Origin of the sequence: Halovalidus salilacus, from assembly GCF_031852275.1 — an archaeon.
Taxonomy (GTDB): domain Archaea; phylum Halobacteriota; class Halobacteria; order Halobacteriales; family Natrialbaceae; genus Halovalidus; species Halovalidus salilacus.
The window spans coordinates 3171309-3194062 of the sequence record NZ_CP134700.1; the positions used below are offsets into that span (position 1 = coordinate 3171309).

Sequence of the window (22754 nt, forward strand, 5' to 3'; positions counted from 1 at the left end):
TCGGGAAGCGTGAGTCACTTTCCAGAGAGATCATTCGCGAAGCGAACCGGCTCGCCAGCGGAAGCCTCGTTCTAGTCCGCCGGGCTCGCCTCGCCTGACGGTGACACGCCCGGCAAGTTAGGGAGGGAGAGGTCGACCCGCCGGAGGAGCTGGGCGTTGATCGCGACGATGACCGTGCTCAGGGACATCAACAGCGCGCCCACCGCGGGCGAGAGCAGGATACCGATCGGGGCGAGGACGCCAGCGGCCAGCGGGATGGCGAACACGTTGTAGCCGGCAGCCCAGACGATGTTCTCCTGCATCTTCCGGTAGCTCTTCCGGCTCAGCGTCACGAGGCGGACGACGTCCATCGGATTATTCTGCACGAGGATGACGTCCGCCGACTGCACGGCCACGTCCGTCCCGCTGCCGATGGCGATGCCGACGTCCGCCCGGGTCAGCGCCGGCGCGTCGTTCACCCCGTCGCCGACCATCGCGACGAACTTGCCCTGGTCCTGTAGCTCCTGTACCTTCTCGTCCTTGTCCTCGGGCAGCACCTCGGCGAAGACGGTGTCGATTCCCAGTTCGTCCGCCACCGCGTCGGCCACGTCCCGCGAGTCGCCGGTCAGCATCGCCACCTCGATCCCGAGGTCGTGGAGCGCCTCGACGACCCGGTAACTCGAGTCGCGGATCACGTCCGCCATGGCGAACGCCGCGATCGGCGCACCCTCCCGGATGACGAACACGACGGTCCGTCCGTTCGCTCCGGCCTCGTCGGCGAACCGCCGAAGATCCGCCGAGACGTCGGTATCGAGGTGGTCCAGGAGGTTCGGCCCGCCGACGTGGACCTCCTCGCCCGCGACTCGAGCGCGAACGCCTCGGCCCTTCATCGCCTCGAAGCCCGTCGCGTCGGGGACGCTGACGCCACGATCGGCCGCCGCCTCGCGGATGGCGCGGGCGATCATGTGTTCGGAGTCGCCCTCGACCGCGGCCGCGAGGGCCAGGGCTTCACCCTCGTCGACGCCCTCGACCGTCGCCAGATCGACCACGCCGTGTTCGCCCTCGGTGAGCGTCCCCGTCTTGTCGAAGACGATCGTATCCAGGTTTCGCGCCTCTTCCATGGCGATGCGGTCTCGCACGAGCATTCCGTTCCTGGCGGCCAGCGACGTGTTGATCGCGACGACGAGCGGGATCGCGAGTCCGAGGGCGTGCGGGCAGGCGATCACGAGCACGGTGACGACCCGCTCGATCACGGCCGCGTCGAACGAGGTCGCGACCGTCCACGCGGCGGCGGTGACGGCCGCCGCGGCGACGGCGACGTAGAACAGCCAGCCGGCGGCCCGGTCCGCGAGCGCCTGCGTCTCCGACTCGCTCCCCTGGGCTTCCTCCACCAGCTGCATGATCCCCGCGAGGGTCGTCTCCTCGCCGGTCGCCTCGATGCGGACGCGGAGGCTCCCGTCGCCGTTGATCGTCCCGCCGATCACCTCGTCGCCGGGCTCCTTCGAGACCGGCATCGATTCGCCGGTGATCATCGACTCGTTCACGTCCGAGTCGCCCTCCTCCACGACGCCGTCGGCCGGGATGCTGGCCCCGGGACGAACGAGGACGAGGTCGCCCTCCGAGAGGTCGCTCACCGGCACTTCCTCCGTCTCGCCGTCGTCTGTGATCCGCTCTGCGGTGTCGGGCATCAGCTTCGCCAGCTCGTCGAGCGCGCTCTGGGCGCGCCGGACCGACCGCATCTCGATCCAGTGGCCCAGCAGCATGATGTCGATCAGCGTCACCAGCTCCCAGAAGAACGCCGACTCGGTCGGGAGGACGACGCTCGCGAGGCTGTAGACGAACGCGACGGTGATCGCCATCGAGATGAGCGTCATCATGCCCGGCGACCGATCGCGTAGTTCGGGAACGGCCATCCGGAGGAACGGCACGCCGCCGTAGGCGAAGACGATCACCGCGAAGACGGGGTTGATCCACTCGCTCCCGGGAAACGTCGGGACCGAGAAGCCCAGCCACGTCTGGAGCATCTCGCTGTAGAGGAGCACCGGGATCGACAGCAGCGTCGAGACGAAGAAACGGCGGCGGAACATCTCCTCGTGACCCTCGTGCATTCCGCCGTGGCCGTCATCGTGATCGCCGTGACCGCGACCGCCGTCGTCGTCGTGGCCGCCGTGGTCGTGATCGCGATGTTCCCCTGGTTCGTGGCCCTCTACGTCGTGACCACGTTCCTGTCGCTCCTCGATCTCCCCTTCGGCCTCGCCGGCGTCCGTGGCCTCGTCCTCGAGCATCGACCGCTCCACCTGCGATTCCGCTTCCCCCTCGAGGTCACCCTGTTCGTCGGAATCGGCCGAGCGGCGGTCGTCACGGTCGACGGACGGCGAGGATCCGTCCGCCGACCGGTCGTGATCGTGGTCGTGGTCGTCCATGAGCGTTCTCGTAGCTAGCATAACAGTTCCTCGGGTAATCCGTTTGTCGGTGGAACGTCAGGATATCCGGGGCAGCGTCGGCGTCAGAGACGGTCTCGTGGATGCTCTCATCGAATCGCCGATACCGTCACCCGAGACCGAAAGACGGACTCAGAACGCCGCTCGACGCGGGTACGCCGACCACCGTCGTCTGACGATCTCGAGCAGGTAGTACCCCCAGAGCGCGAGGATGATCGCGTACGCCGGTGCATGCAGGAGCGCCGCCCACGGTTGGTCCCGATAGAAGAAGCCGATTCCGACGGCGAGGACGGCGAGGTTCCAGGCGAGGACGGATCGCGATCCGACGACCGACGGAATTCGTGTTTCCGGGACGAGTCCGCCGACCGCGTCGTCGACACCGCCCTCGGTGCGTCCCGTTTCGGGAGACCACTCGAGCGAGCTGGTGACCAGCAGCCCCCCGGCGAGTGCGATCGGGAGCGCCCAGCCGAGGAAGAAGAAGTGTAGCGCGCCGATCTCGATCCACGCTTCTGGAACCCCGAGCGGGACGCCGAACAGGATGAATGGCGCAAAGCTCGCCGGTCCGAGGATCCACAGCTGTGCGACCAGCACCGAGAGCGCCGTCCCGTTCGGCGCGCCGTCCCGGTACGTCCGCGCGAGCGTGTAGACGAAAAGGACGTATCCGGCGGCGTACAGCACCAGCCCGGTCGCCGTCACCGTCTTGCCCATGTCGAGTACCGGCCCGACGACGAGGGGACCGATACCGAGCGCGAACAGCGGGAGCGAGTAGCGTTTCAGCCGATCGCTGTACAGCTCCGCATCCACGAGGCGCGGGAAGAGGTCGTACAGCGTGCCGATCGCCGCGAGGCCGAGAAAGCCCCACGCGTTGGCGTGGACGTGCGCCTCCCGGAGTCCGTACCAGCCGCCAGGGACGTCCCAGCTACGGCTGTACAGGCCGAAGGCGAACGCGAGCCCGATCAGGTAGACGAACGGCGAGAGGAGGTAGAAGCCGACGGTCGGATCCCGCGTTCGTTCGCCCTCGCTCCGGAACACCATCGAGAGGACGACGGCGAACAGCCAGGCCGTGAGCAGCCAGATCGCTCCGAGACCGACGTCGAACCACAGCGGCTCGCCGAAGGCGCGCCCGTACCAGGCGAGCAGGATTCCGCCGTTCAAGCCCAGGAAGACGGCTCCGAAAGTCGCCCTCGACGGCCCCGGACGCTCGAGTTTCCACGCCGCCAGCTGCGGCAGCGTGCCGAAGACGAGTTGCGTGAACGCGCCGATCGTGACGAAGTGAATGTGCGTCCACGTGATCCACGCGACCTGCGGGACGAGGTCGAACTCCTGCAGGCCCTGGTAGAGGGCGAGCGCGAACCCGGCCGCCAGAAACGCGATGCCCGCGACGTGAAACGGAGTCATCGAGAGCGGCGATCGATCGGTCGTCTCGCGTGAGAACCGTCGGTCGGGGTCGCTCGCGGGGGTATCGTGCGGACTCGTACCTGCCATACGCGTTCGTTCGCTCGGCGTCCGGGTATCGGTTACCGCGAATATGGCAGCACGCTTCGAACATGTTCGAAGCGCGGGCTACGGCGGTCGAGCGTCAAGCGTCGGTATCGATGCCCCGGGCAAAACTCACCGTTCGCCTCCCCGACTCGCCCTGGATCCGCGACATCTCGACGGCTTACCCCGACGCCACGTTTCGCGTCAGTTCGGTGTTGCCGGGATCGGAGATCGCGATCGGCGTCGTCGAACTGGCGGCGGCGAACCCGGTTCCGATACTCGCCGCCATCGACGACCGGAGCGATATTCGGGATCTCGAGTTGCTCTGGAAACACGACGACACGGCGCTCATGCAGATCGAGACGTCGAATCCGTCGCTTCTCGTTCCGATGCAGCGAGCCGGAGTTCCGGTGGAAACGCCGTTCGTCGTCGAAGACGGTCGGGTGACCTGGGAACTGACGACGAGCGCGGACCGGTTGTCTACGCTGGGCGAGGCGTTCGACGAACGCGGTATCGAGTACCGGATCGAGCACGTGCGCGCGGTCGACGCGCGTCGCGCCGAGCGCGTACTGACGGAGCGCCAGCGCGAGGTCTTCCTGACCGCGATCGATGCGGGCTACTACGACGTTCCCCGCGAAGCGACGCTGACAGACGTCGCGTCGGTGCTCGGCGTGTCTAAGTCCACCTGTAGCGACGTCCTGCACCGCGCCGAGAGCGCGATCGCACACCGGTTCGCCGACGCAAACCTCGAGCGCGGCCCCGAGAGTCGGTGACCGCGAAATCGATTACGACCGTCGCGAGGGATCGCTCTGCGTCGGATCGCCACGAAAATCGGCGGCTGGGATTCCCGTCCTGGATCGCAACTCCCGATCTCAGGCCACTCGAGACGGCGGGACGAGCATGACGTTGCCGTCCGCCCGAGCGACCACGTCCTCGGAGACGCTGCCGAGCAGGAGGCGCCGCAGCCTGCTGTGGCCGCGCGAGCCCAGGAGAACGATCGTGGGCTCGTACTCGGCCTCGGCGGCGAGGATCTCCTCGGACGGATCGCCCCGTCGAACCTCGGTTTCGGGCTCGATCCCCCACTCATCGAGTCGCCCCGCCAACTCCGCCAGCCGTTCCGCGGGTGATCCGTCGTCCGGGAGGTCCGGATCCTTGGGAGTCTGGACGTGAATCAGCGTCGCTTCACGGGTGGCGTGACGAAGGTAGGAGAACGCATCGAACGCCCGCTCGGCGTTCTCGGAGAAGTCGGTCGCGTAGAGCACCCGCCTGAACAGGTGCTCCCGGAGCACGTCTGGATCCTCGGCGCCGCGTTCGATCCGGTTGACCAACAGCGGGACGACCGTCGTCCGCGCGAGGTTGCGCGCGGTCGAGCCGATCACGCGGTTCTCGAGCGGGCTCTTCCCCCTCGAGCCGACGATCGTGAGGCTGGCGCCGACCGCCTCGGCGACGCCGTTGATCCGACGGTGCGGCGTCCCGCGCACGACGTGCGTCTCGACGTCGAACCCCGCCTCCTCGATGACGCGACGGTATCGAGCGAGCGCTCGTTCGCGTCGCCCCTCGAAGTCCATTCCGGGCATTCCGGCGTGGACGTTCGCCGGAATGACGGTCACGAGGTGGATCTCCTCGACCCCGATTCGTCCGAGACACTCGAGGCAGGTCTCGCTCTCGATCATCGCCTCGCTGGCAGCCGACAGGTCGGTCGCACAGATCGCCTTCATACTCGCAGTAGGGGCCGGCGCTATAATATTGTTTTGTACATTCAATACCGGTGGGTGGACCTGAGCAGTGGTGGCGATCTAATCGGGGGCGCGTCAGAATCCGTTCGACCGATGATAGTTTCGTCCGACGAACGAACCTCACACCTCCGTGTGGTATGTTACCGTGGGCGGTGCGCGCGCCGGGGCATACTGGACCGCGCTCGATCGTCGGCGCGCGTCGGTCGACGGGGGTTGATATCCAAATAAGTTATACAGATATTCCCGTGGGTTAGCCGTGTGATAGTCTGCAGTAATATTGTGCTCGAGTCCCAAAAGCGTTATACGCGTTCTCCGGGTAGACGATACCGAACAGAAACCCATGATTTTCACACAACCGCTGGTCGGAGGTCGATACCGATGATCGACCTCGCCGCACCGTCACAGCTGGTGGAAGCCGGTACCCTCGTGGGTGCCGTCCTCCTCGAGGCGATCACCCTCTACGTCGGGTTCGGGGCCCTCGAGCGAGTCGCAACGCCCCTGGTCGACAGAATCGTGAGCGCGTAAATGGCGATGGAACTCTTCGGAATCGGACTGACGGTCCTCGTGCTGTTCGTGAGCTTCGGCTTCATGGTCGGCGTGCTGTTCGGCTTCTTCGGCATGGGAGGATCGTTCCTCGTGACGCCCGCGTTGCTCGTGATGGGGTACCCCGCTCGCGTCGCCGTCGGTAGCGGGATGGCGTTCGTCTTCGGGACGGCCGTCATCGCGACGCTGAAACACCACGACCTGGGTCAGGTCGATTACAAACTCGGCGGGTTGATGATCGTCGGGACGTCGGTCGGCATCGAGATCGGGCGAATCGGGGTGTTCTACCTCGAGGACCTCGGCCTCGCCAGCGGGGTCATCGGCGTCACCTACGTCGTCCTGCTGGGTACGATCGGCCTCTTCGTGACGTACAACGCGCTGAACGGCGACGGCGGAGGCGGCGGCCACCACGACGCCGCGAACGAGGAGATCGATCCCGACGCCATCCCGGACATCGCGAAGAAGATCCAGTCGTACCGCGTGCCCCCGATGATGACCATCGCCGGTGGAATCCAGGTCTCGCTCTGGATGGTTCTCGGCGTCGCCTTCGCCACGGGGCTACTGTCCGGCTTCCTCGGCGTCGGCGGCGGCTTCATCCGCATGCCCGCGATGTTCTACCTCATCGGGGTTCCGGTTCCCGTCGCGGTCGGGACCGACCTGTTCGAGATCGTCTTCTCGGGCGGGATCGGCTCGTTCCTCTACGGGATGGAAGGCGGCGTCGACCTCTCGATCGTCGCGCCGCTGCTCGCCGGGAGCGCCCTCGGCGCCCGCATCGGCTCGGCCGCCACGAGTATCGTCGACGAGGGCGACATCAAGATCTACTTCGGCCTGATGTTACTGGGCGGCTCGGTCGCCGTCGCGTTCCGCCAGGCCGGCGACTATCTCGGGATGGAGGTCCTGAGCACGGTCAGCTTCGCGCTGATCCTGCTGTCGGCGTTGCTGGTCAGCGGCGCCGTGATCTACAGCACCATCGCGACGATGCGAGCGCGGTCGAAAGCGCCCCGCACGTCCGTCGACTGACGCTGCGGCCACCGTTAGTCGAATTCCGCCGGCTCATTGAGATTGCACAATATTCGCACAACCCTTATATCATCGGGTCCCCTACACCCGATCAGTAACATGGCGAATTCGATGGCGGAACAACTGCAGCAGGACATGGAGTGTGAGGGGCTGCTCGAGTGCATCCACGGGCTCAAACAGCTGGACAAGGAGTGCTTCCGCGTACTGGTCGAGAGCGAGGAAGCGCTGACGATCGACGAGGTCGCCGAGCGGGTCGACCGCGAGCGCTCGACGGCCTACCGGTCGATCCAACGGCTGCTCCAGAGCGGCTTCATCCAGAAGGAGCAGATCAACTACGATCAGGGCGGCTACTACCACGTCTACTACCCGACGGATCCGACCCAGATCGCGACCGACATGCAGCGGATGCTCAACGACTGGTACGCGAAGATGGGCCAGCTCATCAGGGAGTTCGAGGACAAGTACGAAGGCGCCAGCGCCGGCACCGGACTTTCTGCCCACTAACGCAACGCGATCGGACTACGGACGAACGACGCCGGACACGGGGACGGTCACGATGATCCGCCGCTCGAGGCGAAGGCGTTCGCCGAGGCCGATTCGAAGAACGTCGCATTTGTTCTCGGTATTCTTACGGTCCACAGCTTTCTCGAGGGCGTCGCCGTCGGTGGCTCTCGGGCCGAGGCGTTCCTGCCCTCCGGCCTCGGTTTCGCGGTCGGTGTGATGGTCTAGCTGGTCGCGACGGAGCTCGTTCCCGAGGCGCTCGAAACGGGCGCGGATTTACCCGTTCCGTTCGCGTGACCGGTGAAATACCGGAGCTCGAGGCGAGAACGGCCTCGCGAGCGAACCCGACGATCGTCTGGATCACTCCGGGGACGGCCCGATTCACCGACCCGGTCGTCGGTGTGAGGTTAATCCGGCTGGCCGTGGTCGATCGGCGCATGGATTCAGGCACTGCGGAGTTCGACTTCCTCGTGATCGGCTCGGGATCCGGACTGGACGTCGCGAGCGCGGTTGCGAGTCGCGGCCAGTCCGTCGCGGTCGTCGAGAAGGGGCCGCTCGGCGGCACCTGTCTCAATCGCGGGTGCATTCCCTCGAAGCAATTGCTGTACCACGCGGAGGTGATGGAGACCGTCGTGCGCGCCGACGAGTTCGGCATCCACGCCGACGTTACCGGCGTCGACTTCGCCGACATCGTTCGCGAGGTCAACGAAGACGTCTCGAGCAGCGCCGAGTCGATCCACCACGGGTTGCGGACCTCGAGTCAACACACGTTGCTCGAGGGCGAAGGCCGGTTCGTCGACGATCGGACCGTCGAAATCGTCGACGGGATCGACGCCGGGAAGCGCGCTCGAGCCAATACCGTCCTCGTTGCAGCGGGGGCGCGGCCGGCGATTCCGCCGATCGACGGGATCGAGGACGTCGACTACGCCACCAGTCGAGAGGCGCTCCGGCTGGAGACGCCGCCCGACCACCTCGTCATCGTCGGCGGCGGCTACATCGCGGCCGAACTCGCGCACTTCTTCGGGACGTTCGGCAGCGACGTGTCGATCGTCGGTCGGCGACGGCACCTCCTTCCGACGGCCGACGAGGACGTCGCCGCCGCGTTCACCGAGCGCTACGCCGACCGGTTCGACGTCTACACGGGGTACGAGGCCGTCGCAGCTGAAGAATTCGACGGCGAAGTGACCGTCGAAGCTCGAGCGTATCCGCCGTCGTGGGACGATACGTCCGGGCGCGAAAATATAGCCGCGACCGGCGACACCCTGCTCGTCGCGGCGGGGCGGCGACCGAACTCCGATCGCCTGAATCTCGAGGCGACCGGCGTCGAGACCGACGAGCGAGGATTCGTCGAAACCGACCCCTATCTGCGCACGACGGCCGACGGAATCTGGGCCCTCGGTGATATCGTCGGCGAGTACCTGCTGAAACACAACTCGAACCGCGAAGCCCGCACCGTCGTTCGGAACTTGTTCGGCGAGGACCTCGAGGCGGTCGACTACACCGCGATGCCGTTCGCCGTCTTCGGCTCGCCGGAGGTCGCGGGCGTCGGCGCGCGCGAACAGGACCTCCGCGGGACCGACCGCGAGTACGCCACCGCCACCTACCGGTACGAGGACACCGCCCGCGGCAAGGCGATGAAGACGGAGGGATTCGTGAAGGTCCTCGTCGAGCCGAACGGCGAAATTCTCGGGTGTCACATCGTCGGCCCCGAAGCGTCGAACCTGATCGAGGAGGTCGTCGTCGCGATGAAAGCGGGAACGGGAACCGTCTGGGACATCCGCGAGTCGGTTCACATCCATCCCGCGCTGTCCGAGGTCGTCGATCGGGCGTTCTCCGGTCGGTTCACGCGCCGGGGAGCGGGCGCAGACGGGCACGAGCACCACCACGGGCACGACCACGGCGACCACGGTGGGCACAAATAGTACCGGGACCCGTCACGTGCTAGAAGCACCAAGATCTGTCACGAGCCAGACCGAGAGGCGACGGACTTATCGCGTCGCATACGTCTCGAGCTCGTTCACGAGCGGTTCGGCGGGCTGGAAGCCGTCGTCGAAGCGGGCGACTTCCTCGCCGTCCCGCAGGATTACGAGCGTCGGAACGCTCCGGACATCGAATTCAGCAGCGAGGTCGGGGACGAGACCGGCGTTCACCGTCGCCACGACACCTGGAGCGTTGCGAGCGACGCCTCCGAGTACCGGCTCCATCGACGCGCAGATGCCACAGCCGGACGTGACGAACTCGAGCAGGACGAGGTCCTGTTCCGCCAGTAACTCCTCGTAGTCGGCAACGTCGGTCAACTGCACGGGTTTTCGCGGTGGCTGCCCCTCGGTCGGCCCCGAAGCGGTCGGTTCGGTCATCGTCGTTCGTAAGGCTCGAGCGCACATGAGTGTTTTGCGTGAAACATACAATATTATCGTGCTCGAGCGACGTCAGCGATGACTGAACTCCGGGCGCTCTCACCCATCTCCCCACCACGGTTTATGGGGTTCCTCGAGTCACGTACGGACGTCAGTGACCCACGACTGAAGTCGTGGGCTTGTCAGTGGACTCCCCTTCTGCCGTCGAAGTGACTGAGGCTGTGTAATCGCCGTTCAGGTTCAGCGTCCCTGACTTCAGCGCACACTGACAGGGTGCGCCTCCACTCGAAGACTTCTGCCCCGAGTGGAGACGTTTGAGCAGTTTGCGAGCGATGTTCTTACTCGCGTTATAATCTGCGTTCAGTTCATACTCGCACTTCTGACACACGAAGTGGTGTTTCGACCGTCGATTGTTCTCGTGGGTAAACCCACACGACGAACACCGTTGGCTCGTGTACGCCGGACTCACTTGTTCCACCTCGATGCCGTACATCTCGGCTTTGTATTCGACGTACTGGAACAAACGTCGGAAGGCCCATGCGTGGAACCGCTTTGCACCAGCCATCCGGTCACGAATTCCGGTTAGATTCTCGAATGCGATATGCGTACACTCGTGGTCACGCGATTCTTCGAGAATCTTGTTCGAAGCCCGATGCAGTTCGTCCTGCATCCAGTGGTGTTCGCGGTCTTTCATCGACTGAATCGACAGGTGCGCCGACCGCGTTCCCGTCTGTTGCATCGCCCCGCGAGTGTTCTCGAACTCTCGGCGTCGATGATTAATCTCGTCAGCGTTCCCGACGAACGCCCCTGTTGAAATCACGGCGAGCGAGCCATCCACGTTCAGGTCAACGCCAAGGACTGTTCTGTGCTTGGTGTTGGAAGAATCAGTAGTGGACTGCTCTTGTTCGGCTGTAGTTCGGCGCATTCGTGCGTGGAGATAGAACGACTCTGTGGAACGGTCGTACTGTAAGGTGGACATCCGGAACGCGTAGTCCTCGTTCAACAGGTAGTCACCAATCGGGGTTCCTTCCGGGTTCTCAGGAATCACGTAGGCGCACTCAACACGACCGTTCACTGTTGAGAGCGAAACGTGGTCGCGGTGGAACGTCGCGCTTCGTTTGTCGTAGACGACGCTCCACGCATCGAAGTGTGGTTGACTGGTGTTGTCGCCTTTCTTGAGTCGGGCGACACCGCTTTTTGTGGCCTCGATAGCGCGTCGAATCCCCTTCTGGACGAGGTTCGCGGTCAACTCCGTCTCGTTACGGAGGTGTTCGTAGAGGGTGTTTTCGGCGGTCTGTTTCGAGGTCACGCAGTAGTCGTGTGGGTATCTCCACGCCCACTCTGCGGTGGTGTTCGCACAGTGGAGGAACTGGTCTTTGGTCTGATGGAGGTCGTCGCACCGCTCTGTGGGTACGTCGAGTTTGATTTTGACGGTGCGAATCACGTCCCCCATCCGTATTTCACATATTGAACTATTTCTTTATAAATTAAACGATTGGCGTTGGGGAGTCGGACTGCTATTGCTCGTGGCTTGTGTCAAGGGTTGTTGGATTCCTCCCACGACTAAAGTCGTGGGATACCTCCTTGCACTTCTGTGAGTCCCGGTATTCAGACCGGCGTCGCACCGCCGATTCGCTAGGCATGTCGACGCGGAACGGTCTGATCGGCGTCGTCTATCGCAGCGTCGCCCACGACTGCCGTGAAAGATGCGGCCGTGTCAGCGTCCGATCAGGGCTATTTGCATCCAAAAAGCGGGACCAGCCGGAGACTACGCTCGAGCGGGCTGTCGGGAGCGTCACTCGAGCGTCGCGACCACCAGGAAGGTCTCCGGGCGGACGGCCTCGTGCTGGATCGCGAATCCGACGTCACGGAGCGCGTCCGTCGCTTCGTCGGCGCTGTACCGTTCGTCCACTGGTGGCCCGTCATCGCCGGATCCGGTCCCCGACCAGTCCACGATCACGAGTCGGCCGTTCGGAGCGAGGACCCGTCGAATCTCCGCGAGCGCCTCTTCGCTGGCGAACTCGTGGTAGGTCATCGTCGAGAACGCGGCGTCGACGCCGCCGTCGTCGAACGGCAGGTCGCTCACGTCGCTGGTTACGAGGTCGACGTTCTCCGGGACGCCCTTCTCGCGGTAGTACTCGTGCATCTCCTCCTGGAGGTCGACCGCGTAGATCTCGCCGGCGTGCGGCGCGACGTCGTCGGTGAAGAAGCCGGTCCCGCTGCCGAGGTCGGCGACGGTGGCCTCCGGCGAGATCGAGAGCGCCCACAGCAGCTCCTCGGCCGAGACGAATCGGTACCGCCGTCCGGCCTCCTCCAGCTTGTCCGCTCGGGACGCGTCGAAGGTGTGGTAGCCCACGGTTACAGCTCCTCGAAGGCTTCATCGACGAGTTCGCCCGTCTCAGCGACGATCTCCGCCATTTCGTCGTCGTCCGGTGCCATCCCGACGAGCCGCGCGATCCGCATGATCGAGACGTGGTAGACGTGCTGTCGGCCGGGCGCTTCCTCCCAGATGACGACGTTACACGGGAACAGCGCGCCGAGTTTCCCGTCGGTGACCTCGAGCGCCCGGTCGGCCACCGCCGGGTTACACGCGCCGAGGACGTAGTAGGGGTCGCGGTCGGCGTCGACCTTCTCGTTGAGCAGGTCCGAGGGGGAGAACTCGACCGGCACGCCGAAGCCGGCGTCGGTGAACACGTCTCGAACGTGTTCGATCGCCTCCTCGTGGTCCATCTCGAGGACGGCCCGCTTCTCGCCGACGTCGTCCGGATCTATTCGAGCGGGATCGATAGGCAGAGTCATCGTGTATGGTTTTGGGCTCGGTACGAAAATCATTTCTGGATTCCGACGCCGGAGCGGGTTGGGGGTCGTACGACCGGTGGCGTACCCCGCGACGTTCTGCCGTCTCGGTCTATCGGTTCGACTCCGGTCGACCAGTTCGTCTCGCGACGCGACCCGGAGCATCCGACCTGGGGGCTTGGACGCACCCGCCGCTCCACCTGGGTTGTAGAGTATTGGGAATTCTCAGATATACTTTAGTCGTTCGCGCTCCAACTCACGGGTATGACCGAAACGTTCGTCGTCATCGGCGGTGACGCGGCGGGGATGAGCGCCGCGAGCAAGGTGAAGCGCGAGGATCCTGACCTGGACGTGATCGTCCTCGAGAAAGGGGAGTGGGTCTCCTACGCGGCCTGCGGGATGCCCTACTACGTGAAGGGTGACGTCGAGGATCTGGACGATCTCGTCACCGTGACGCCCGAGGAGTTCCGGGACGAGCGGGGCGTCGACCTTCGAACGGGCGCGGAGGTCGTCGACGTGGACCCCGAAAACGAGTACGTTACGGTCGAAACGGCCGACGAAACGTACGAGCAGCCCTACGACGACCTCCTCGTCGCGACCGGCGCCAGCGCGATCGAACCGCCGTTCGGGGGACTGGAACTCGAGGGCGTGTTCACCATCCACGACATGGACGAGGCGGACGCCATCGAGGAGTACGTCACCGGACGAGGCCCCGAGACGGCCGCGATCGTCGGCGGCGGCTACGTCGGGATCGAGATGGCCGAGGCGCTGTCGGCCCGCGGCGTCGACGTCCACCTCTACGAGATGCTCCCCCACGTCCTCCAGCCGTTCGGCGAGGCCGTCGCGGAGGTCGTCGAGGACCACCTGCGTGCGCGAGGCGTCGACTTGCACCTCGAGACGGCCGTCTCGGGGTTCGTCGGCGACGAGCGCGTCGAGGCCGTCGAACTCGAGGACGAGACCGTTCCTGCGGACGTAGCGATCGTCGGCGTCGGCGTGGCACCCAACACCGACCTCGCCGAAGCGGCCGGGGTCGAACTGGGGCCGACCGGTGCGATCGCGACCGACGAGTACGGCCGGACGAACTACGAGAACGTCTACGCGGCGGGCGATTGCGCCGAGGCGACACACCTCGTGACCGGCGAACCGGACCACGTCCCGCTGGCCCTCACGGCCAATCGCGCCGGGCGGGCGATCGGGCAGACCGTCACCGGCGATCCCACGCCGGTCGGCGAGATCGCGGGCACCGCGATCGTGAAGGCGTTCGACCTCGGGGCCGCACGCACGGGGATCGTCGACGAAGATCGGGCCCGCGAAGCGGGCTTCGATCCCGTCTCGGTCACGATCTCGGCGTCGACCCGCGCCCATTACTACCCCGACGGCGCGGAGCTTACGGTCACGCTGATAGCCGATCGAGAGAGCGGGCAACTGCTCGGCGGTACCGTCGTCGGCCGCGAAGGAGCGAAGCGGATCGATACGGTCGCGACGGCGCTGACTGCCGGCACGACCGTCACCGAACTGCAGAACGCGGACCTGGCGTACGCCCCGCCCTTTAGCCCCGTCTGGGATCCGATTCTGACCGCGGCGAAGGTCCTCAACGGGAAACTTGAGTGACACGGCGACGACGATCGACGAACCCGGCGAACTCGATGCCTACGTCGCCGATCACCGCGAGGAACTGATCGACCTCACGCTCGACCTGCTGGCGGTCGACACGGCGAATCCGCCCGGGGACACGCGCGATATCGTCCCGCTGCTCGAGGAGTACCTGTCGCAATAATCGGTCGACGTCGAGCCGAACTGGGGACGGCCACAGTCGACGGGACGGCGACGTCCGGATGGCCCCCAGCGCTCGGAACTCGGGAAACGCTTAACTCGACCGTGTGCATATTTGTGGGTATGGAGCACAATATCGGATTGGTGGATCGAAACGTTCGTGCGGTCGGTGGCACGGTCCTGGCCGTCCTCGGGATCGCGATTCTCATCGGAGTACTCGAGTTCGGGACGGTGGTGGGTGCCCTCGCACTGGTAATCGGAGGCGTTCTCCTCGGGACGGCGTTGACTCGAACCTGCCTCCTGTACCGAATCCTGGGCGTCGATACTGGCGCGTGACCCGCCATGGACGCGCAGCGATTCCAGAATACGGGACAACCCGACTGGGACTGGTGGGGGAGACTGTGGCCGACGCCGGGGGCGACGCTCCGCCGTCTGGGGATCGCACCCGGTCGAACGGTCGCGGAGGTCGCCTGCGGGAACGGCTACTTCGCGCTCCCCGCCGCCCGAATTACTGATCCCGAGCCCGTCTACGCGCTCGACCTCGAGGAGTCGCTGCTCGAGGAGTGCGCCCGCCTCGCCGAGCGACAGGAGATCGAGAACGTCGTCCCCGTTCACGGCGACGCGCGGCAGATGGCCCGCTTGCTCCCGGAGCGAGTCGACGTCGTCCTGGTCGCGAACACGTTCCACGGCGTCGGCGACAAACGAGCATTCGTCGAGGAGGTGGCGGCGGCGCTCCGACCGGGCGGGCGGTTCACCGTCGTCAACTGGCACGATCGACCGCGCGAAACGACCACCGTCGCGGGCGAGCCACGGGGGCCCCCGACCGACCTGCGGCTGTCGCCCGACGACACGACGGCAGCCGTATTGGAGTACGAGACGTTTACCCTCGCGGAGCGAATCGAACTCCCGCCCTATCATTACGGGCTCCTGTTCGAACGGACGATGGGCGAGTCGACGGCCGACGGTCGGTGACCGTTACCCGTCGACGGTGGCGGGAGCACGTCCGACCGTTTGGAACAGTATTTCACATCACACCCAAGATTATTGGCCCCCAAGTCCGTAGGAGAGGTATGCAAACGAGTACGGCACTGACGCCGATCGAGCTCAGGGCGGATATCCCCGCCCTGCATGAGGGCACCTATCTCAACTTCGGCGCTCACGGCCCGAGTCCGAAGTACGTCGTCGACGCAGCCGCCGAGTTCGTTCGCGAGCACGAGTACGAGTCGCCGATCGCGGACGATCCCTACGAGACGGCGTTTAACGCGTTCGACCGCACTCGAGACGCGGTCGCGTCGTTTCTCGGAGCCGAACCGGACGAGATCGCGCTCACCGAGAGCACGACGGCCGGGATCAACGCCGTCGCCAACGCGATCGACTGGCAGCCCGGCGACGTCGTCGTCAGAACGGACCTCGAGCATCCGGCTGGCACCCTCCCGTGGCAGCGCCTCGAGCGGGACGGCGTCGAGGTTCGCGTCGTCGAGACGACGGGCGGCCGGATCGACCTCGAGCGGTTCGCCGCGGCAGTCGCCGACGCCAGACTCGCCTGTTTCAGCGCGGTGACGTGGACCCACGGGACGCACCTTCCGGTGGCGGAGCTGGTCGAGATCGCCCACGAGCACGACGCGTTCGCGCTCGTCGACGCCGTCCAGGTGCCCGGACAGCTGCCGATGGACGTTCGAGAGTGGGGTGCCGATGCGGTCGCCGCCGCCGGCCACAAGTGGCTCCTCGGGCTGTGGGGCGGCGGCTTCCTCTACGTCGACCGCGACGTCGCCGAAACCCTCGCGCCGAGGACGGTCGGTTATCGAAGCGTCGAGACGCCGACTGCAGAGCCTTACGAGTTTGCGGTCGGCGCTCGGCGATTCGAGGTCGGCTCGGCGAGCCCGGCCCCACACGTCGCTCTGGTCGAGGCGATCGATGGGATCGAAGCGGTCGGCGTCGATCGTATCGCGGAGCGGATCCAGGAACTGGCCGGGAGACTCGCCGACGGTATCCCCGATACGCAACTGCACAGCCCCGCGACGCCCGAATCCGGCCTCGTGACGATAGCTGTCGACGACCCCGAAGCGACGGTCGAACGGCTGGCGTCGGAGGGGATCGTCCTCCGCGCACTACCGACACCGAACGCGATCCGGGCATCGATCCACGCGGTCAACACCCGGACTGAGGTCGATCGACTGCTCGACGGTCTCGAATCGGAGTGGACCTAACCCGCGGACGTCTCTCCGCAGCCGCTTTTGAACACGACTGAGAGAGCCACCATCCCCGCCGATGTGACCTGTGTTACAAGGAAAACGGTAGTCCAGCTCGGCTGACCTGCACCGGTCACCTCATCGGTGGAGACGTCGTGATCGGGATTGGCTGGGCACGTTTTCGGTAGGACCCGGAGTCTCAGACCCCGTCCGTTCCGTCTGTTTGTCACTGGTATGAGTAGCCTATCTGATCGTTTCAACCGCTTCAGTTCACCGGGCCGACCGTGCCGCCAAATGATTGGTATTTCATCATGATGTTGCAGAGTTATGAACGTAAAACCACGACAGGAAACCGGAGATTGCCTGTTAGATAATACCGATCAAGTACGGTCACGTATCGAACCGGTCGAACACGGGTAGCCCTTTGTCCACGGACCGAGGGGACAATAGTCGAGTTATGGCCGGTCAACTATAGGTGCTCACTCGGTGAAGGCTACCCGTCGGCCCGACGATTCGGGCCGTCGATTAGCTATGACGACACGGGTATTCAGATCGCCAGGAGCGTACGTACAGGGACGAAACGTGCTCGACGATATCGGAGACCATGCGAAATCGCTCGGCGATACGGCGCTCGTTCTCGGCGACGAGGTCGTCCTCGATATCGTCGGTGAACGCATCGAAGCGAGCCTCGAGGCGGCGGGGTTCGACGTCGACAGGGTACTCTTCGACGGCGAGTGCTCCGAGCGCGAGATCGACCGTGTCGTCGACCGCCATACGGACCACGACGCCGACCTGATCGTCGGAGCGGGCGGCGGGAAAGCGATCGACACGGCGAGGGCGACCCGGGAGAGAACCGACGGGGCGCTCGTCTCGCTGCCGACGGTTGCGTCGACGGACGCACCGACGAGTTCGGTCGCTGTTATCTACACTGAGGGCGGTGAATTCGTCGAATTTCACGTCTACGAGCGCCATCCCGATCTCGTGTTGATCGACACCGACGTCGTGACGAACGCACCCACCCGCCTCTTCCGGAGCGGTATCGGCGACGCGCTCGCGACCTGGTTCGAGGCGGACGCCGTCTTCCAATCCGGTGCGACGACCCTTTTCGAGGCCCGCTCGACCCGGACCGCTCGGCAAATCGCGAACCTCGCGTACACGACCCTCCGCGAACACGGCCGGTCGGCGGTCGACGCCGTCGAGCGCGACGCCGTCACTGAGAGCGTCGAAGCGGTCGTGGAGGCGAACACGCTGTTGAGCGGCCTCGGCTTCGAGAGCGGCGGATTGGCCGCCGCCCACGCGATCCACAACGGTCTCACGCAACTCGAGGTCACCCACGACGCGACCCACGGCGAAAAGGTGACGATCGGGACGATCGCACAACTCGTCCTCGAGGGGCGCGAGGACGCGTTCGTGGAGGACGTCGTCGAATTCGCCGCGTCGGTGGGGCTTCCGACGACGCTCGCCGAAATCGGGCTCGAGGAGCCGTCGCACGAAGATCTCGCGGTCGTCGCCGAGGCCGCCTGCGCCGAAGACGAGACGATCCACAACGAGCCGTTCGCGGTAACGCCGGACGACGTTCGCGACGCTCTCATCGGTGCCGACGCGATCGGACGACGGCTCGACCGCCGATAAGTCCCGACGCCGATGTGGCACTCGACCGTGTGGCGGAACTCGGGGGACTACGGCGTGGCCCTCCACGCGCTGTACGTCGCTGATACCGGCGCCGAGCCGGTCGTAACGTTTCGACGCCTAACGGACGGTTAGCCGATCGTCATCACCTCGTCAGCCCGTTCGATACAGTCCAGGAGGTCGCCCATCGTCGCGCGCGGTCGCAGCCGACCGTCGGACAGGTCCCGTGAGTCGAGACACGTTCCGCAGGCCAGGAGCTCGCCGCCGTTCTGGACGTATTTCACCATCACCCCGTGCGGATTGAACTTCTCGTGCTCGAGGTCCGGGGCCTCGACCCCGTCACCCAGCAGAAACGTCTCGACGGAGTGCTCGGACTCGAGCGCCGTAGTCGCCAGTCGAAACGCGTTCCAAACCCGTTCCGGATCGTTCGTCTCGAGGACGATTCCGAGGTGCATGGGTACCCGTCCACGCGAAGCTATTTGAACGAGCCGCGTCGCTCCCTCGGTCGACGGAATTGTACCCGTCGTTTATTTCATCGGCTTGAAAACGGTACGCCCTCGAGTTCGAGGGTGATCGATCGAACCCTCGCCGTACACGCGTCCGCGGCTCGCCCCGTCACCCCGGCGCCCGAAACGCTTTGAGCCGAAACCGGAAGACGATCGGCTCGAGCACGTCTGTCTCGCCCGTCCACGTTATCGTCACCTCGGTGAGTCGGTACGACGGTCCGACCGGGACCGTCTCGGTCGAGAGTTCGGCTCGCCACCCCTCGCCCTCGACCTCGTTCGGCTCGACTCGCTCCCCACCGAGCGATTCCAGGTACCCCACCGCTTGCTCGAGGGAGAGACCGCGAAAGCGCCGTGTCACGCGTAGAACGCCGTTCTCGACCGATCGGTCGACCGGCGGAATCGCCTCGAGCGCGGCTCGCTGCTTGCGCAATCGCTGCCCGCGTTCGCGCTGGGTCAGTGTGGAGTTAGATCGTGACACGGGTAATCCCTAGCGTTCCCTTCGCCAGGCGGGCTGATAACCGTTCGTTCAGCGAAACGAGGGCGTCGACGGCCGACCGCCGGGGACGTTCGCGACGACTCCGCTCCCTCCCTGCAACTGACAACAACGGTCGTCGTAGCGGCGAGTACGATCGGTGCATGTTCGATCATCGCCGGGCCGAACGCTCGAGGCGTACGCCGGCGCCGCGGAATCAGACCGGCACGAACGGCTTCGGCCGATCGCGCCGGTTGCAGCGATCGTAGAATCGAGATCGACAGGTTCGCCGTGGGCGCAACCGACGACCTCTTCGCGACCAGTCCGCCACGCTGGACCCGGCGTCGCGCCGGCGAAGACGTACCGGATCCGCCGCTGGCGATGGTCGATCAACGATACCGATCGGCGGAGCGCAACCGTGACACTATCGTCTCTGGGCCCGAAACTCACATATCTGCAGTGTGCGAATCGGACGACGGTCCTCGCTCGCTTGCGGTGTTCCTCGAAAACCCCCCTCGCAACATGACCCAGACCGATCCGGATACGACTCGCGATAATCGCTGGCACGCGATGCGGATAGAGGACGTCTTCTCGACGCTAGCAACCGGCGAGGAGGGGCTTTCGTCCGCCGAAGCGGACCGGAGGTTGTCGGAATACGGGACGAACGACATCCGCGAGGCCGAACGCGCGTCGCCTTTCGATCTGTTCGTTTCCCAGTTCCGTAACCCTCTCATCTACCTCCTCATCGTGGCGGCGATTCTCTCACTCGGCGTGGGATTCGTTCCCGGGGAGGAACCGCACTACGCCGAAGCGGGGTTCATCGGGCTCATCATCGGCGTCAACGGGTTATTCGGTTTCGTCCAGGATTATCAGGCCACCCGTTCCATCGAAGCGCTTCGTGAACTCGCGAGTCCGGACGCGACCGTTCTCAGAGACGGTCGAACGCAGTCCACCGACGCAAACCAGCTCGTCCCGGGAGACGTCGTTCATCTCGAACAGGGAGACGCCGTTCCCGCGGACGCCCGAATCATCGACGCCGAGGAGTTGCGGACCAACGAGTCGGCGCTCACCGGGGAGAGCACGCCCGTGGAGAAGTCTGACGAAGCTGCCGAAGACGATGCGCCGCTGGCCGAGCGACGCGACATGGTCTACAAGAACACGACCGTCGTGAACGGTCGAGGGAGAGCGGTCGTCGTCCGGACCGGCATGGACACGGAAGTCGGTGGTATCGCGGCCCAGTTGGGTGAGATCGACGACCGACGGACGCCGTTTCAATCCGAAGTCGAGCACCTCGGCAAACAGATCGGCGGTCTCGTCGTTTCGCTGATCGTCCTGGTCGTCGTCGTTCAGTTTCTGTTCACCGCGACGGAACCGGTCGCGATCCTCCTCGTCGGTATCACCCTCGCCGTCGCGGGAGTTCCGGAAGGACTGCCGGCTGTCGTGACGTTCACGCTGGCGCTCGGCGCGCGGGAGATGGTGGAGCGGAACGCGCTCGTCAGGCGGCTCCCGGTCGTCGAGAGCCTCGGATCGGTCGACGTCATCGTCACGGACAAGACCGGGACGGTCACCGAAAACCGGATGACCGTCACTCGGCTGTACGCCTCCGGATCCGTCGTCCACCCGTCGGAGCTGGGTTCGCGATCGGTAGGTACCGACGTCGAAGGGCGGCGGATCGCCGCCAACGGCGATCGATATACCGACCCCGAAATCGCCGACGTACTGCGGTGCGGTGCACTCTGCAATAATGCGGACAGAGTCGACGCAGACGAGTATCGCGGCGATCCGACGGAGATTGCGATCCGCCGTGTCGCGGACGAAGCGGGCTTCGACCCGACCGAGGAACGGATCCGGGAGATCCCGTTTTCCTCGGAGCGTAAACGGATGACCGTCGTCGTCGAAAACGGCGAAAACGGGGAACTGACGGCGTACACGAAGGGTGCCCCGGAGGTCGTTTTGGATCGGTGTGACGCCATCCTCGCCGACGGTGACGTGCGCGAACTCACCGACGAAACGCGGGACGAAATCCTCGAGCGAACGCGGTCGTTCGCGGAGGACGCGCTTCGAGTGCTGGCGTTCGCGTCGAAGCCCGTCTCGGACCCGTCGGCCGACGAGGACGAAATCGAGGACGGGATGGTGTTTCTCGGACTGCAGGGGATGCTCGATCCGCCTCGAGCGGGCGTCGAAGCGGCGATCGCCGACTGCCGGTCGGCCGGCGTCCGGACCGTCCTGGCGACCGGCGATAATCTCGCCACGGCCGCGGCCGTCGGCGAGCAGATCGGACTCGATCCCGACGGTGCGCTCGAGGGCGGCGACGTCGCCGACCGATCGGACGCCGAACTGGAACGAACCGTCGAAGACGTCGACGTGTTCGCTCGAGTTACGCCAGATCACAAGGTCCGAATCCTGAGCGCGCTCCAGTCCAACGGGCACAACGTCGTGATGACCGGCGACGGGGTCAACGACGCGCCCGCGCTCACGCAGGCGGACGTCGGCGTGGCGATGGGGCAGCGCGGCACCGACGTCGCTCGGCAGGCGTCGGACATGATACTGCAGGACGACAACTTCGCCACGATTCGGGACGCCATCCAAGAGGGGCGGGGCATCTTCGAGAACGTGCGCAAGTTCGTCAACTACCTCGTCTCCACTAACACCGGCGAGGTGCTGGTGGTGTTTCTCGGCGTGTTGCTCGGGAGCGTCCTCTTTCCGGAACAGTTTACGGGGACGTCACAGGCGCTGATTCTGACGCCGGTCCTGATTCTCTGGATCAATCTCATCGCGGATACGCTTCCCGCGCTCGCGCTGGGCGCCGATCCGCACGCGGCGGGGCTCATGGATCGTCCGCCGCGACCCGCGGAGGAAGGGGTGATCAACACCCGCGTGCTCGCGTCGATACTGTCGATCGCGGTGCTCTTAGCGCTGACCGGTCTCGGCATCTTCTTTTACGCTCTCGATCGTACGGGGTCGCTCCTGCGCGCTCAATCACTGCTGTTCACGTTCATCGTCGTCGGAGAGCTGGTCCGGATACAGGTTATCCGATCCCGCTACGACCAGACGCTTCTGTCGAATCCGTGGCTCCTGGGTGCTATCGCCCTGTCCTTCCTCATCCACCTGGCGGTCCTGTACACTCCGCTCCGGGACTTCTTCCGGGTGGTCCCGCTCGCGCTCGTCGACTGGGGGTGGATCGCCGTGGGGTTCGTCGTGTTCCTCGTCCTCAACGTACTCGTCTCCCGATTGAATACGCGACTGTTCGAACCGCGCGAGAGCTAGCGGCAACCGAGGAAACGCGGACGCCGCTCCAGGCGGACCTCGACGAACTGGGCCGGATGCACCTCA

20 protein-coding genes and 1 pseudogene are annotated in these 22754 nt (G+C 65.2%); 12 read left to right on the forward strand and 9 right to left on the reverse strand.

The features are described from left to right. Positions 1 to 71 precede the first annotated feature (71 nt). Together RJT68_RS15650 and RJT68_RS15655 are read right to left on the reverse strand one after the other, a co-directional pair. Entirely contained in the window at positions 72 to 2402 is a 2331-nt protein-coding gene (locus tag RJT68_RS15650) for a copper-translocating P-type ATPase (RefSeq protein ID WP_407037470.1), read from the reverse strand. Between the two features lie 150 nt (positions 2403 to 2552). Beyond that, the gene (locus RJT68_RS15655; RefSeq protein ID WP_407037471.1) at positions 2553 to 3905 is read right to left on the reverse strand and encodes a hypothetical protein; all 1353 of its coding nucleotides are present in this window, start codon (positions 3903 to 3905) and stop codon (positions 2553 to 2555) included. Between the two features lie 110 nt (positions 3906 to 4015). On the opposite strand from RJT68_RS15655, the gene RJT68_RS15660 reads away from it, so the two are divergent. After that, on the forward strand, positions 4016 to 4672 hold the full coding sequence (locus RJT68_RS15660; RefSeq protein ID WP_407037472.1) for a helix-turn-helix domain-containing protein: 657 nt from the start codon (positions 4016 to 4018) through the stop codon (positions 4670 to 4672). A gap of 99 nt (positions 4673 to 4771) precedes the next feature. Here the strand turns inward: RJT68_RS15660 and RJT68_RS15665 are convergent, their stop codons facing one another. Beyond that, entirely contained in the window at positions 4772 to 5617 is an 846-nt protein-coding gene (locus tag RJT68_RS15665) for a universal stress protein (RefSeq protein WP_407037473.1), read from the reverse strand. Positions 5618 to 6013: 396 nt separating this feature from the next. Here RJT68_RS15665 and RJT68_RS15670 point away from each other — a divergent pair, with 396 nt between their 5' ends. The 4 genes from RJT68_RS15670 to RJT68_RS15685 all read left to right on the forward strand — a co-directional run bounded on the left by RJT68_RS15670 (position 6014) and on the right by RJT68_RS15685 (position 9621). Next, on the forward strand, positions 6014 to 6160 hold the full coding sequence (locus tag RJT68_RS15670) for a DUF7512 family protein (RefSeq protein WP_407037474.1): 147 nt from the start codon (positions 6014 to 6016) through the stop codon (positions 6158 to 6160). Positions 6161 to 6166: 6 nt separating this feature from the next. After that, positions 6167 to 7198, forward strand: a complete 1032-nt coding sequence (locus RJT68_RS15675; RefSeq protein WP_407037475.1) for a sulfite exporter TauE/SafE family protein — start codon at positions 6167 to 6169, stop codon at positions 7196 to 7198. Positions 7199 to 7297: 99 nt separating this feature from the next. Further along, positions 7298 to 7702: a helix-turn-helix domain-containing protein gene (locus RJT68_RS15680; protein ID WP_407037476.1), complete on the forward strand. Its 405-nt coding sequence runs from the start codon at positions 7298 to 7300 to the stop codon at positions 7700 to 7702. 434 nt (positions 7703 to 8136) lie between these two features. Continuing rightward, complete coding sequence (locus tag RJT68_RS15685) at positions 8137 to 9621, forward strand: dihydrolipoyl dehydrogenase (protein ID WP_407037477.1); 1485 nt, start codon at positions 8137 to 8139, stop codon at positions 9619 to 9621. 66 nt (positions 9622 to 9687) lie between these two features. On the opposite strand, the gene RJT68_RS15690 is transcribed toward RJT68_RS15685, so the two are convergent. The 4 genes from RJT68_RS15690 to RJT68_RS15705 form a co-directional block, all read right to left on the reverse strand. Next, complete coding sequence (locus tag RJT68_RS15690) at positions 9688 to 10056, reverse strand: thioredoxin family protein (RefSeq protein ID WP_407037478.1); 369 nt, start codon at positions 10054 to 10056, stop codon at positions 9688 to 9690. 151 nt (positions 10057 to 10207) lie between these two features. Then, a complete protein-coding gene (locus RJT68_RS15695; RefSeq protein WP_407037479.1) occupies positions 10208 to 11509 on the reverse strand; it encodes an RNA-guided endonuclease InsQ/TnpB family protein in 1302 nt (433 codons plus the stop codon). A gap of 342 nt (positions 11510 to 11851) precedes the next feature. Then, positions 11852 to 12412, reverse strand: coding sequence for a class I SAM-dependent methyltransferase (locus RJT68_RS15700; protein ID WP_407037480.1), 561 nt, complete (start codon positions 12410 to 12412; stop codon positions 11852 to 11854). A 2-nt stretch (positions 12413 to 12414) separates the two neighbouring features. Further along, positions 12415 to 12855, reverse strand: a complete 441-nt coding sequence (locus tag RJT68_RS15705; RefSeq protein ID WP_407037481.1) for a DUF302 domain-containing protein — start codon at positions 12853 to 12855, stop codon at positions 12415 to 12417. A 261-nt stretch (positions 12856 to 13116) separates the two neighbouring features. Between RJT68_RS15705 and RJT68_RS15710 the strand changes: the two genes are divergently transcribed. The 6 genes and pseudogenes from RJT68_RS15710 (at position 13117) to RJT68_RS15735 (ending at position 18446) form a co-directional block, all read left to right on the forward strand. Beyond that, positions 13117 to 14463 carry an FAD-dependent oxidoreductase gene (locus tag RJT68_RS15710; RefSeq protein ID WP_407037482.1) on the forward strand — a complete coding sequence of 449 codons (1347 nt, stop codon included), beginning with the start codon at positions 13117 to 13119 and terminating at the stop codon, positions 14461 to 14463. Then, positions 14456 to 14620: pseudogene (locus RJT68_RS15715) on the forward strand (M20 family metallopeptidase); the annotation flags it as partial. The gene RJT68_RS15710 and the pseudogene RJT68_RS15715, both read left to right, overlap by 8 nt. Positions 14621 to 14748: 128 nt before the next feature. Continuing rightward, positions 14749 to 14961: a YgaP family membrane protein gene (locus tag RJT68_RS15720; protein ID WP_407037483.1), complete on the forward strand. Its 213-nt coding sequence runs from the start codon at positions 14749 to 14751 to the stop codon at positions 14959 to 14961. A gap of 6 nt (positions 14962 to 14967) precedes the next feature. Further along, positions 14968 to 15597, forward strand: a complete 630-nt coding sequence (locus RJT68_RS15725) for a class I SAM-dependent methyltransferase (protein ID WP_407037484.1) — start codon at positions 14968 to 14970, stop codon at positions 15595 to 15597. Positions 15598 to 15695: 98 nt separating this feature from the next. After that, entirely contained in the window at positions 15696 to 16832 is a 1137-nt protein-coding gene (locus RJT68_RS15730) for an aminotransferase class V-fold PLP-dependent enzyme (protein WP_407037485.1), read from the forward strand. Positions 16833 to 17345: 513 nt separating this feature from the next. Beyond that, the gene (locus tag RJT68_RS15735) at positions 17346 to 18446 is read left to right on the forward strand and encodes a glycerol dehydrogenase (RefSeq protein WP_407037486.1); all 1101 of its coding nucleotides are present in this window, start codon (positions 17346 to 17348) and stop codon (positions 18444 to 18446) included. A gap of 128 nt (positions 18447 to 18574) precedes the next feature. Here RJT68_RS15735 and RJT68_RS15740 read toward each other — a convergent pair whose 3' ends face one another. Continuing rightward, complete coding sequence (locus RJT68_RS15740) at positions 18575 to 18898, reverse strand: DsrE family protein (RefSeq protein WP_407037487.1); 324 nt, start codon at positions 18896 to 18898, stop codon at positions 18575 to 18577. 160 nt (positions 18899 to 19058) lie between these two features. Continuing rightward, positions 19059 to 19427 carry a hypothetical protein gene (locus RJT68_RS15745; RefSeq protein ID WP_407037488.1) on the reverse strand — a complete coding sequence of 123 codons (369 nt, stop codon included), beginning with the start codon at positions 19425 to 19427 and terminating at the stop codon, positions 19059 to 19061. Between the two features lie 516 nt (positions 19428 to 19943). On the opposite strand from RJT68_RS15745, the gene RJT68_RS15750 reads away from it, so the two are divergent. Next, positions 19944 to 22688 (forward strand): cation-translocating P-type ATPase, encoded by a 2745-nt coding sequence (locus RJT68_RS15750; RefSeq protein WP_407040392.1) that lies wholly within the window; start codon positions 19944 to 19946, stop codon positions 22686 to 22688. The last annotated feature ends 66 nt before the right edge of the window (positions 22689 to 22754 follow it).